Origin of the sequence: Flavobacterium azizsancarii, from assembly GCF_027980145.1 — a bacterium.
Lineage (GTDB): Bacteria > Bacteroidota > Bacteroidia > Flavobacteriales > Flavobacteriaceae > Flavobacterium > Flavobacterium azizsancarii.
The window spans coordinates 43,338-56,293 of record NZ_JAMZNK010000036.1 but is presented as its reverse complement, the minus strand read 5'-3'; the positions used below and the strand labels follow the sequence as shown (position 1 = coordinate 56,293).

The following is a 12,956-nucleotide window of genomic DNA, read 5'->3' as shown; positions in this document are numbered from 1 at the left end:
TGAGGCTTAAAAACTGGCTGCATAATCATTGATTTTAGTACTTAAATATAAGAAAAATCAATGTGTAAAACAAAAAAAAACTGCCCGAAATTACTTTTCGGACAGCCTCTTATTGCTCGTTAAAAACATCAGTATAGTTTAATTCATACCGTTTTTTCAATCGCTGTTTGGCTTTTTTTACGGCCTCCAGAGTAATACCCAGTATTTGTGCTGTTTCCAGATTTTTCAACCCAATTTTTTGCAATAGTATGATTCGTAAATTGGCTTCTGTCAGATTAGGGAACTTCTCGATTAAGTAGTGGTAATAATCAGGCTGTTCTTCAATAAAAATAGCTTTAAAACGCAGCCAATTTTCCTGAGTCATTAAATGAGATTCCAAAAGTTCTTGCAGGTTTTTTTCTTTTACCCGTGAAGAAGCTGGTTTTGAAAGATTTTTGAGTTTCTTTATTTCTCGTTCTAACTTTGTTAGCTGGTCATTTTTTTCAGACAAATAAATTTTATAAGAGCTTAAGGAGGCATGAGTTTCATGGAGTTTTTTCTCTGATTGAATTTTAGCCAACTGAGCAGATAAAATATTTTTCTCAAAGGCAATTCCCTGAAGTTTTAACTTTCGATTGTATACGACATAAATTAGAATCAATATGATGAGTAATAAAACACTTATAGTAATCCAGGTCCATTGTAATAGTGAGGCTTTCTCCAATTTGGTTTGCTCAATTTCTAATTGTGATTTAATTCGCTCCTTTTGTGCCTGTAAATTCAATCTGTCGATAGCAGGGTCTCCATCAGTTAAGGCAACTACTTTATTCAGAGAGTCTAAGGATCTGCGAAAGTGTAGTTCGCTTATTAAGTCTTTTTTATGTAGGGCAATCGCAAGTAATAATTCTGTTATTTCATATTCAAAACTTGCAAGATGAGCTTTGGTTCTCACGTAATTTCTTGCTTCTTTTAGTACACTATCTGCATTGTCAGGATCTTTTTGTGATACATACAGTTTACCCAATTGAATTTGGGCATACATGGTATTTCGATCGCTATTGTTTTGTTTTGAGAGGGCAATATCTTCCAGTAAAAGCCTTTGCGCCATTGAGAAATCATTTCGAAGTACATAAATTTTGGACAATTCTCCTAAAGCTTTGGCATAACGAACTTCTTGTTTATTCTGTAATGCTAGATCGCGGGTCTGTATAAAGTATTGCTCTGCCTTATCAGCTTGGTTTTGTTTTAGATAAGACATTCCTAAATTATTGAGTATCTCCGTGTAATTTTCAGAATTTGGAGTAGAGAATTTTAAGGCCTCTTTAAGGTATATTTCTTCTACTTTATAATCTTCAATAGAGCCAAAATAATAGGCATTTTTTTTTAGTACAATTTCGGCTTCGAGCAAATCACCTTTAGATTCATTTTCTATTTTTTGAAAAGTCTCCAGGAAATAGGGCAATGCCTGAATAGGATTATTGTATTTGTAATAATAAAAACCAAAGTGAGTTTCAGTCCAAATGATTAAGTCTTCACGCTTTAATTTTTTTGCGAGTGTTACAGCTTTTCGATATAAAATCTCGCTTTTATTATTTTTATGATCAATTTGCAAAGATTGTTTCTCAGCGCTCAAGGCGAGGTAAAGCACTTCTAAGACTTCCGGATTTTCGTTAGGGTACTTATGTTTAAAATCTGTGAATTTTAATTCTAAACAGTCTAAATCACAGTTGCGATAAGATCGAATAATTTTATTTAAAGGTTCGGCAGCATTATTGGCCTCAACAGATAATGTAAAAACTAGATGAAGACAAATAACAAAAAAGAAGCGCAACAGACCCAAAGATTTTTGCATTTGAAGGAGAGTTAAAGTAGGGCTAAAGGTAATAATATTAGTATTTTTTAAAAATAGTTTTATTCTAAATTTTCTAAGAAAGAGCTAAATAAGAACTACGAAAGTAAAATTATTTATTGAAAATTATAGATTTCTACCTGTTTTCTATAATAGATCTGAGTACAGATATATGAAATTGTTATAACTTAATTTTTGTTTCAATTTAATTAAGATTTTATGTAATTGGTTTTTAGTTGTTTATAGGTATTGTTTTTTTTGGATAACGTTTTAAATGTCCACCCTAATGTCCACCCCGGTTTTTCAAATAAAAATGGTAAGTAGTCTAATTTTGGATTCTTACGGAAAAGACAAATTGATAAAACTACTTTCTCTTTGGTTACGACTATGTTCTTTCAATTGCGTAAATGCACAGGATTATGTACATATGGGAATCAGTTCAGGTTTCAATGCCGCTTTCATCTGGTGTTGGATTACCAGTGAATAGATCAATCAAGGTGGTTAATAATACGAGTTTAAGCTTTCAGTTAAATCCGTATTCTCAGGCAATTCGCTGCGATTGACCAATATGGTAGATTCGGGAAATATAGTTTTTTCAAATCAGGAATAAGCCACTAAATTAGTAGTATTGACAGCGTCAGCCGATGCTCGTCGCCACCATATCAGCAAAATTAATCGGTTCGCCCCAAATTTCTTTATTCCAGGCAGGATGTTTTTTTTTGATCATTATTCTTGAAAATGAATGAATCATTCTGGTTCTAAAAGCATACTGATAACCGTCTAGATTTATTTCTAATGCATTCCTGCGTGTTACATGCGTCCAGAAATCCAAAGTATCTGTTATCCTAAGTGATTAACCAGACAAGTAAATCTTACTTGTTTGGTTGTTTAACCTAAAAATACGAAAAAAATAATTAGAGATTCGATCTAATTAAACATGCTTTTGGATTGTTTTTTTATAACACCCAGCCGCCCTGAGTATTTTGCTGATAGTTACTTTTTGAATGTTCATAAGCTTTGACGCCTTTTTCAAGTAAAACGTTATATTTTTTATGTTCTTTCCAAAACAAAAGATTCGTCATTTTTAAGTTGGGTAATTTTAATGCGATATCAAATAGTTGGTCTAATAATAAATTTCGATCCAATGCTTTAAAATTTTCAGGAAATATAAATAACAGTTCCTCGAGATTTTCAAGATTTTCAATTTCCTTTATATTTTCCAGCTTTGATAAATTATCAATTTGTAATTTTTTTAAATTTTTCACTCCTGCAAGACTTGGTAAAGAATGCATAGTTGATAAACCTTCAAAGTGTAAAAATTTTAAACTACTAAGTCCTTCCAGAAAATCATAATTGTCTATTTGTCGCACTCTGCTAACACCTAGATACTCTAAATTCCTTAATTCTGCTAAAGATTCTAATGATTGATAACTGCCAAACATTAGCTTCAAGAGTTTCAATTCTTTTAAACTGCTAATCCAATTTAAATTTTTAAGTTTAATCCCCCTTAAATTCAGTGAAGTAATTTTTGTCAAATACTGAATGTTTTCAATTCCCTTTTTCATCCCATCTATATTAAGAATTTCTAAATCCTTAAAATTTTTGATGAAATCGATATTAATTGCAATTGATTTTGTTTCGCCTAAATGAAGTTTAGTAAGCTCCAGGGTTTCAATTGGCTTAAAGTCTTTTGTTAGATATGATTTTACACTAAAATTTCTAACATTTGGAATTTTACTTAGAAATTCAAAGTCAATGATAGCATGCCATAATAACGTCAATCCGATTTGAGGGGATTTCTTGTAAAATTTATTTAAAGTTTCCCAAGTTTCTGTTGAGGGATTTTCAAAAGTATAGAACTGTAACGAATGTATTTCTTTCTCCTGAATTAGTTTTTCAATATCTGATTCGACCAGATTTTGATAGATATTAATATTACCACCAAAATTTCCCCACTTGGTTTCCTTCTTAAAACTTGGATTCATAGATTGAAATTATAAAATGAAATACAACTCGTCTATACAAGCCATAAAATGAGATTAAATCAACGTTTTTTAAGTTGACGTCTAATAAACAGACATTTCTTTGAGCGAATATAAGAAATATTTTTACTACAATTTACAACTTTTTTGAAATTGAAATAAGAACAATTTCGTACACCTATTTCAACTAATGTTTCATCGAATTGTATAAAAAATGATGTGTTAATGCATTTTTAATGATAACCAAAAATAAAAAACCTCCAAAGTCGTTAGATATTGAAGGTTTTTTTTTGAGATAAAGGATAAATTGTTGCCTTTTACTTTACAAGTGCTTAATTTATCAGCACTAATAATGCAAAGACGATTTGATCTTTTACTTAAACTTACCCGTGTAAAAGTTTAAATACAGATACATTTGCTTTATTTTTTTGAGGTTTTTTTAGAGATAATTTGAAGGTAATAATTTAAATGATAAACAAGAGATTCTATTTATAATCCAAAGTAAAAAGTTCACTTTTTTTTGCGCCAATAATTTTTACTAATTTATCAAGTTTAGATAATTTTAAATCTACATTTTCTGTTTCAATTTTGCTGTATTGACTTAAAGACATCTCCATTTGAATGGCAACATACTCTCTGCTTAACTTATTGCGTTCTCTAATTTCCTTAATTTTTAGACCAACCATAATTACTTAAATGAATTAAAAAATTAATACTTAAATTATTGTTTAAAACAATTTAGCGCAAATCTATTTATTAAAAATAGTATCAAAAAACACTCAGATTAAGTACTTTGTTTTAAATTAAAATTTTTAAATTTTTAGCATGTTTTCTAAAATTAAAAACTGTTAATTGAAATGATAAAAATCAGGTTTTAAAGTTATGAAAAAAAAAATAATGATCGTAAAAAACAAACAATTGATTTTCAGTATTTTATTTGTCCATTTTTAAGGAATTAATTAGATTGAAAAGTCATTATATTATCAAAATATTAACGAGCTGTAGATTTATGTTTAAATATATATTTTTTAAATTTACACCATCATCTAATTACTCTTTTTTGTGGAAATCCATCTGATTCTTCTTTTATTTATTGCTGGAATATTTGGAACAACGGTTTCATCAATCATACTTAAAAATTATAAATCCAACCAAGCCATAAATATCTATTTTGTTTTATTTATGATGTTAATCTCTTTCACTCAATTGGGAATGGGATTAAATCTTCTTTTTTTTAAAAAGGCAATCCTTACTAATTTTTATTTTGAATCAAGTGTTTCGGTTCTGATATTACCTATAATTTATCTCTATTTTAAAAACTTGTCTAACAAGAAAAGTAAAGTAGGGACGAATAAAATTGTATTGCATAGTATTTTTCCATTAGTTTATTTTCTGGTTTTAGTATTTAAAAACACCCTTCAAAACAAGTTCCCGCATTTTTGCCTTAGTGATATTATTTACTATTTCTTTAGTGCCTTTATATTGACTTATATTTATCTCTGTTCTGTCATTTTATACAGAAGTATATGGGATAAAAAACAGGAAAACTCTAATTCGTTGAAAAATACATTGTTGTCTAAATGGACAAGATTTATTTATCTGGAAATCATGATTATAACTTTTGCCCCACTAATACTGTATTGGTTCAAGGATCTAAAAGAAACAGATTCAATATACCAGCCTGTAAGCTGTATAATGTTATTGATAATGTGTTGTAAAATAGTATGCTGTCCTGAGATATTCTACGGTTATACACACCTGAAAAGTAAAATCAATGAAGTGGAGAATAATCCTTTAAAATTCCGCACCATTTGGATTCTTTCAGATAAAACTAACCCAACCGGCATTCAGGACCAGCTTTTGAAAAGAAAAATAGATCCAAGTCTGTCAACTTATATTGCTCAAATTGAGCTGCTTATTCATAACGATAACTTTTTTTTTCGATCAGATATAAAAATTGAAAATTTATCAAGTGAATTAAAAATCCCAAAAAGCCATCTAAATTATATATTTAAATACCATTCGAGCGTCTCCTTTGTAGAGTTCAAAAAAATGATAAAAATACATTATGCGACTATTCTGATAAAAAATAATTATTTACAAACGAACACGCTTAATTATTTAAGCAAGGAAGTAGGATTTGCTTCTTATGATCCTTTCTACAGGAGTTTTAAAAAACACACAGGCAATACGCCTTTAGACTATCATAACTTATTGAGAGCTAAAATTAGCCAAAACGAAAGCGAATAAAAAGAGTTTTTTTTCTTTTTAAAGAACTTTTGTTATCAGGTAATTCTGTTTTTCTAAATTATAAAAATTGAGTTTTCTGTAAATACTTGTTTTTTCTACATGATATGATAGCTCTTGAGCGTATGCGTGTTTTTATATTCTATATACTATATATTAAGTATTAGATTGGGGGAAATAACTTGCAGATAGTTCTTTAAAAAAGGTCTTTTTTTCTATTCGTTCTATTTTCAAAGAAAAGTGAAACATCAAATCTAAATATAAACTCAATTGACACATCAAGTACTTCTGCAATTTTTTCTAATTTGGATACAGTCAAATCGACTTCTCCACGTTCAATTTTTCCATAACCACTAGTGCTCATTTTAAGCTCATCGGCAACATGGTCGCGGGTTAGGTTTTTTAATTCTCTTATTTTTTTTATATTCTTGTACACAGCATGATTCATCTTATAAAACTTGTAATTAACTTACTTTAGCTACATTAGTTCCAAAAGTAGATATTTCGTTTTTTTTTTTTCGTTGCAACTGTAACTTTAATTCCTTAAAAAGGACATTTTAACACTTAGTAAGGACCAAATACATAAAAAAAAGGTTTTTATTACAAAATCAATTATAAGGAGATCTATGTAAAAAAAAACAGAATAATCGGTGTACTTTTTGCTAATAAGAAAATATATTTCATAAAATCCGAATGAATAAATAGTACGTTTATTACAAAAAAACAAACTAATATTTGATTACCAGAATTATAGATATATTGTTAAAAATGTAATTTTTTATTTTGTATTTATAAAAAAAAAAATCAAATTTTCGGCTCATAAAAATTATTACATTTTAACGGTAATAAATTTTGTTACATTTAAAAAAAAATCAAATTTCATTCAAAAAAACGATACTAAAAAATGCTGATTAACCTTTTTTATCTATTTTCAGGATTACTTGGTTTAATCTGTTTTATAATTATAATAATGCAGTTTAAATACAATAAATTATTAAATATTTATTTATTGCTTTCTTTTAAGCTTTTAGCCTTAAATTTTTTATTCATAGGTCTGGATGGTTTTGATATTTTGCGCTTATCTCAAAAAGGACATTACCCATATTATCCTTTTCTAATTGTTATTATTCCGGCAATGTATTTGTATTTTGTCAATATAGATAAGGACAGTAAAAAATTCAACTATAAGGAGCTGACGCATTTTATTCTTCCCATATTTTTAGTACTATTGAATTTAGCTGCAAAGCGGTTTCTTATTGTAATGATTCCGCCGTTTTGGATTAAGTTGTTTTTTTCTATTATGTTTGAAGCTTACATTATTTATTATAATACGATTTCGTATAGTTTCCTGAAAAACAAAATATGGAATAGAGAACCGGATCTTATCAATATCAAACAGAATAGGATATTAAAACAGTGGTCGTTTTTTATTTTTTATTTATACTGTTTAATTGTTTTTCATCTCATTGTGGTTATTACGATGAATTTGAAATCTCCAAATAATAGTGAATTAAACAGCTATAAATTTTTTCCTGCATTATTACTCAACATCCTGTATTTTAAAATCTTGTTTACGCCTGAAATATTGTATGGCTACAACGTGATGCACGATAAAATAAAGCAACATAATAAATCTACTTTTATTCTAAAAGATTTATGGATACTGGATTCTTCAGATGAAATAAGTAATGTTCAGGACAGGGCCCTGAGTAAAAAAATTGCAGAATATACAAGCAGCTATATTCACGATATTGAGAAACTGGTTTTTAAATATGAAATTTTTAGAAACCCAAATGCATCTATCAATGATATTGCCAATAAACTTAAAATACCAAAAAGCCATCTAACATTTGTTTTTAAGTACGTGTCGAAGGTAAGTTTTACAGAATTCAAGAAAATAGTGCGAATACATGATGCATTACAACTAATAGAAAAAGATTATTTAAAGTCAAATACTATAGAATCTTTGGCAAGTAAAGTAGGATTCTCGTCCTATAGTCCGTTTTATACCACTTTTAAAGAAGTTACAGGAATCTCGCCTCAGGTTTATATTAAAAAGAAAGTGAAGTGATACTATTGTAGAGATTCAATTTGAAATAAAATCACTTAAACCGTATTACTGATAAAAGCCATAAATCTTATTTTATAAAGATTTATGGCTTTTGTTTTTATGAAAGTAGTGTTTACTATCTTCCAAAATCATCCTGTAACCGTACAATGTCATCTTCATCAGATGGGTTATCCGGATCAGTGTGTTGCCAGATTTCAGCGACAATTCCCCAGGAATCCAATCCTGTCAGGCGGTGGCGTTCTCCTTTGTTCATCTGTATAAATTGACCATCATCAAGTATCTGAAGTTCTTGTTCTTCATCAGTCTCACTGGTTTTTACACCAACAGGACCAGAGAGGATCGTCCAGATTTCGGCCCTTCTAAAGTGATATTGCCAGGACAATCGTTTATTTGGTGCGACAATCAAAATCTTTGGACTCAATTTATTGGTAATCTGAATTTCTGACATTTGCAAATGTGGAAAAAATTGTGAGGCAAATGCTTGTGCTTGTTTTTCATCAATTACAAAAAAGCCTCCCCAGGGTCTTGTCGCATCCTGTTGTACTATTTCAAAATTTTGATCTTTCAAAAACGAAGCAATCTTTATGAATACTGTTTCCTTGTCTGTTTCTTTAGATAAATTAAAATCCATTTTATTTATTGTTTATTAGTTCCTCGTTTAATTTTCTTCAGGTTTGTGCTTCATTTTCAATACACAACCCAGAGATTCTAAAATAAGGACATAGTGAGAATTGGTTACTTCCTTGATCACTGCATCATGATTTAAGAAAGGACCTGAATTTACTTTAATGGTTTCGCCTACATTATATTGGGTAATACTAATATCTGCATCTTTAGCAAGCCATTCTTTTATCGTGTCGATTTCTTTGTCTTTTACAATGGCATGTTTTCCTAACCAATATAAATAACGGACAGCACCACGGGACAAAAAAACTAAATTTCTGTCTTTTTCATCCAGTTGAACAAATATATAGTTAGTAAAAAGAGGCACTTCGACCTTTTTCTTTCTGTCTGAATATTGCTTTATTGTTTTTATAACAGGACAATAGCAGTTTACGCCCAATTGCATCAATTGGTCAGCCACTCTTTTCTCCCATTTTGGTTTTGTATATACAACGTACCAGTTCATTATTATATATTGTTTATGAATTTTACAAGATGATTTTTAGTCTTTTCCCAACTCCTTGGATGTAATTTAAATAATAATAAAACACATAGAAACATAGATTTTATGCGTAAAAAAGAACCTTGAAAGAAATACATTTCTTCATATAGTAACTTTGTGTATTATAACTAAATGAAACGCCTTTTTTTAGTCATCAACAGCTATGTTCTGTGTTTTTACAAATTACACCCAACTTTTTTTTGCTATAAAATACTAGGAACCAATTGCCTGATAAATGAACCCAATAGATTCCAGATCCGTTTTGTTCAAAATATTTCTGCCATCAAATACAAAAGCAGGTTTTAGCATCGAGTCAAATATTTTTTGCCAGTCATACGTCGTAAATTCATCCCATTCTGTCAAAACTGCAATAGCATGCGATTCCTGACAAGCCTCATATGGATTCTCGTAAGAAACTAAACTTGCTGTATTTTCTTCCTGCGATCTGGTTTTTAAGTAATCTAGATCTGCCAGTATTTTTTCCCTGCTTACCTTAGGATCATAAACGGCAATTTTAGCTTGTTCTGCAATTAGGTCATCTGCGACATAAATAGCAGCCGATTCTCTGGTATCATTGGTATCTTTTTTGAAAGCCCAGCCAAAAAACGTTATTTTTTTATCAGCAACCGTATTATATAAGGTCTGCGTTATTTTGGTCGAAAATCTTTTTTTCTGATAATCATTCATAATAATAACCTGTTCCCAATAATCAGCCACTTCATCCAGTCCGTATGATTTTGCGATATAAACTAAATTTAAAATGTCTTTTTGAAAACAAGAACCTCCAAATCCCACAGATGCTTTTAGAAATTTAGGTCCAATTCTACTATCCATTCCAATTGCTTTTGCCACTTCATTTACATCAGCACCGGTTTTTTCGCAAAGTTCAGACAAAGCGTTTATCGAAGAAATTCGCTGTGCCAGAAAAGCATTAGCAGTTAACTTAGACAATTCTGATGACCATACATTTGTAGTCAGTATTTTTTCTTCAGGAACCCAATTGCTATAAACATCAACCAATGCCTGTATCGCTTCTTGTCCTTCCGGAGTAGTTTCGCCGCCAATCAGGATTCTGTCCGGATGCAGTAAATCAGTTACAGCAGTTCCTTCTGCCAGAAATTCAGGATTAGATAAAATCTGAAATTGTACGCCGTTTCCGGTGTTGTCCAGAATACTCTTGATTGCCTCCGCTGTTCGTACCGGCAAAGTTGATTTCTCTACTACAATTTTATCATCTTTTGAAATTTTTGCAATTTGTCTGGCGCAAAGTTCAATATATTTTAAGTCAGCCGCTTTTCCTTTTCCTTTTCCGTAAGTTTTCGTTGGTGTATTTACAGAGATAAAAATAATCTGGGCTTCTTCTATTGCTTTTTCAACATCGGTAGAAAAAAATAAGTTTCTTCCTCTGGCTTCTTCTACGATTGCACTAAGTCCTGGTTCGTAAATCGGAATGTTTGCTACATCTTTATCATTCCATGCCGCAATGCGTTCTGTATTTAAGTCAACAACCGTTACTTGTATGTGTGGACATTTTTTAGCAATTACTGCCATCGTTGGCCCGCCAACATAACCAGCACCGATACAGCAAATTTTGGTAATTTTAGTTTTCATAGTATTTTATCTGTTCTTCTTTGTGTGTTAAATTGATATGTATTGATACTTGACTTTTCTTAAAATACACATTACTATATAAAGGTGTATTATATCTGATAAATGACTTATTGTTAGCTGAATATAGATTCTGTTTTGCTCAATAAATTCTGAAAAACAGCTTCTTTTTTGTTCTGACTGCGTTTAATATATGGGTACGTGAAATTAATTCTGTTTTCTTGCTTTTCGCGTTCTTTTCAATTGTAATTATTCCTTATTAAGACTTTTAAACCACCAAATTGAGTTTCGATTTTTCTGAGTCTGCCTTATTTTTGCCCTGTTGGGAGTCGTTTTTTTGTAGTCGCTTTCCAGCTTTTTTCCAAACATAATAAGTCATAAAAATAATAAGCTTTATTTTTTTTTGAGGGATAGTAAAATGTAACTATTCACGGGGAACCCTTGTTCAATTTTGAAATTTTTGTTCAAAAATCTTTTATATCCCGACTTATTTATTGCACTCATTTATATCAGCAAAAACCAATATTTAGTTATTATGAAAACAGGAATAACCTTTAGTGCTTTTGATTTATTGCATGCAGGTCATGTGAAAATGCTTGAAGAAGCGAAATTACATTGTGATTATTTGATTGTTGGATTACAAACTGATCCAACTATTGACAGGCCTACAAAAAACAAACCCACACAGACAGTCGTAGAACGTTACATTCAATTGAAGGCCTGTAAGTTTGTTGATGAAATTGTGCCTTATACCACAGAACAGGATTTAGAAGATATATTAAAAGCCTTTCAGATCGATGTGCGTATTGTGGGCGATGAATATAAGGAAAGGGATTTTACAGGCAGAAACTATTGCGAAGAGAAGGGAATCGTGCTTTATTTTAATACGAGAGACCATCGTTTTTCAAGTTCTAATTTGCGCAGAGAGGTTTTTCAGATTGAATTATTAAATGAGAAAATATGAGTTCAGCGAATAAAATTATACATGTTGTTCTAACGGGAGGAGTAGGAAGCAGGTTATGGCCTTTGTCGCGTAAAAACCAGCCAAAACAGTATTTGGATTTATTTGAAGGTAAATCTTTATTTGAATTGACTTTAGAACGAAATGCAGCGGTAGCAGATGATGTTGTGGTAGTTGGCAACAGGGATAATAGTCATTTGACAGAGAATGTCATGAAAAAACTGGCTATTCCTTTTACGCATATTATCGAAGCTACGCCAAGAAATACAGCAGCAGCAATCGCTTTTGCGGCATTTAATGCACATCCGGACGATATTTTGATCGTAACACCATCTGATCATATCATAGAAGGAGAAAAACAATATAAAGCCGGATTGGATCAGGCAATAGCATTGGCAAAAAACAATTTTCTGGTCACTTTTGGGATTCAGCCTTTAAGACCGGAAACGGGCTATGGGTATATTGAATTTGATGGCGATACAGTATTGGCATTTCATGAAAAACCAAACTTAGAAAAGGCAATATCTTTTACAGAAAGCGGAAGGTTTTTATGGAACAGTGGTTTATTCTGTTTCAAAGCAGGTTTCTTTTTAGAAGAATTAAAAGTGCAGGAGCCGGAACTTTATAAAAGCGCCCAACTGGTTTGGCAGGATAATGTCGACGGCTTGCTGAATTATGAATTATCTCTTAAAATTCCTTCTATCAGTGTTGACTATGCTGTAATGGAACGAAGTAAAAATATAAAAGTAGTCGCTACGCATTTCGAATGGTCTGATTTGGGATCTTTTGAGGCTGTTTATGATTATTTGATGCAAAACGGACATTCAGCAGATGTGAACGGAAATATTGTGATTGGTTCTGATGTGCATACGGCTTTTGTAGGTTTAGAAGATTGCCTTCTGGTGCATACTCCTGACGCACTTTTGGTTTTGCAAAAAAAGCATTCGCAAGGGGTTAAAGAGGTATATCAGCAACTGGAATTATCAGGCTCTTGTCTCATCTAGGAGATTAGTCAATTGATGATGAGACTAGATTAAGTAAAAGGCAAAATTCATCTGTACTGAAGATGAAAAGTAAAAATCAAAATAAAATAA

Annotated in this window: 12 protein-coding genes; 5 read left to right on the top strand and 7 right to left on the bottom strand. The window is 30.8% G+C overall.

Going from position 1 to position 12,956, the window contains the following annotated elements; translation table 11 throughout:
* Positions 1-109: 109 nt before the first annotated feature.
* A complete protein-coding gene (locus NJT12_RS18155) occupies positions 110-1,831 on the bottom strand; it encodes a tetratricopeptide repeat protein (protein ID WP_271337342.1) in 1,722 nt (573 codons plus the stop codon).
* A gap of 310 nt (positions 1,832-2,141) precedes the next feature.
* Between NJT12_RS18155 and NJT12_RS18150 the strand changes: the two genes are divergently transcribed.
* On the top strand, positions 2,142-2,315 hold the full coding sequence (locus tag NJT12_RS18150) for a hypothetical protein (protein WP_271337341.1): 174 nt from the start codon (positions 2,142-2,144) through the stop codon (positions 2,313-2,315).
* Between the two features lie 469 nt (positions 2,316-2,784).
* On the opposite strand, the gene NJT12_RS18145 is transcribed toward NJT12_RS18150, so the two are convergent.
* Complete coding sequence (locus tag NJT12_RS18145) at positions 2,785-3,813, bottom strand: hypothetical protein (RefSeq protein WP_271337340.1); 1,029 nt, start codon at positions 3,811-3,813, stop codon at positions 2,785-2,787.
* Between the two features lie 482 nt (positions 3,814-4,295).
* Positions 4,296-4,496: a helix-turn-helix domain-containing protein gene (locus NJT12_RS18140; protein ID WP_271337339.1), complete on the bottom strand. Its 201-nt coding sequence runs from the start codon at positions 4,494-4,496 to the stop codon at positions 4,296-4,298.
* Positions 4,497-5,130: 634 nt separating this feature from the next.
* On the opposite strand from NJT12_RS18140, the gene NJT12_RS18135 reads away from it, so the two are divergent.
* Complete coding sequence (locus NJT12_RS18135; protein ID WP_271337338.1) at positions 5,131-6,060, top strand: helix-turn-helix domain-containing protein; 930 nt, start codon at positions 5,131-5,133, stop codon at positions 6,058-6,060.
* Between the two features lie 193 nt (positions 6,061-6,253).
* Here the strand turns inward: NJT12_RS18135 and NJT12_RS18130 are convergent, their stop codons facing one another.
* Positions 6,254-6,505: a helix-turn-helix transcriptional regulator gene (locus tag NJT12_RS18130; protein ID WP_271337337.1), complete on the bottom strand. Its 252-nt coding sequence runs from the start codon at positions 6,503-6,505 to the stop codon at positions 6,254-6,256.
* Between the two features lie 456 nt (positions 6,506-6,961).
* Here NJT12_RS18130 and NJT12_RS18125 point away from each other — a divergent pair, with 456 nt between their 5' ends.
* Positions 6,962-8,128: a helix-turn-helix domain-containing protein gene (locus NJT12_RS18125; RefSeq protein ID WP_271337336.1), complete on the top strand. Its 1,167-nt coding sequence runs from the start codon at positions 6,962-6,964 to the stop codon at positions 8,126-8,128.
* 115 nt (positions 8,129-8,243) lie between these two features.
* On the opposite strand, the gene NJT12_RS18120 is transcribed toward NJT12_RS18125, so the two are convergent.
* The 3 genes from NJT12_RS18120 to NJT12_RS18110 all read right to left on the bottom strand — a co-directional run bounded on the left by NJT12_RS18120 (position 8,244) and on the right by NJT12_RS18110 (position 10,904).
* On the bottom strand, positions 8,244-8,759 hold the full coding sequence (locus NJT12_RS18120) for a cupin domain-containing protein (protein ID WP_271337335.1): 516 nt from the start codon (positions 8,757-8,759) through the stop codon (positions 8,244-8,246).
* A 27-nt stretch (positions 8,760-8,786) separates the two neighbouring features.
* Positions 8,787-9,257 (bottom strand): UpxY family transcription antiterminator, encoded by a 471-nt coding sequence (locus tag NJT12_RS18115; protein WP_271337334.1) that lies wholly within the window; start codon positions 9,255-9,257, stop codon positions 8,787-8,789.
* A 249-nt stretch (positions 9,258-9,506) separates the two neighbouring features.
* A complete protein-coding gene (locus NJT12_RS18110) occupies positions 9,507-10,904 on the bottom strand; it encodes a UDP-glucose 6-dehydrogenase (RefSeq protein WP_271337333.1) in 1,398 nt (465 codons plus the stop codon).
* Between the two features lie 532 nt (positions 10,905-11,436).
* Here NJT12_RS18110 and NJT12_RS18105 point away from each other — a divergent pair.
* The gene (locus NJT12_RS18105) at positions 11,437-11,865 is read left to right on the top strand and encodes an adenylyltransferase/cytidyltransferase family protein (protein ID WP_271337332.1); all 429 of its coding nucleotides are present in this window, start codon (positions 11,437-11,439) and stop codon (positions 11,863-11,865) included.
* A complete protein-coding gene (locus tag NJT12_RS18100) occupies positions 11,862-12,866 on the top strand; it encodes a mannose-1-phosphate guanylyltransferase (protein WP_271337331.1) in 1,005 nt (334 codons plus the stop codon). The genes NJT12_RS18105 and NJT12_RS18100 overlap by 4 nt, the downstream gene beginning before the upstream one ends.
* The last annotated feature ends 90 nt before the right edge of the window (positions 12,867-12,956 follow it).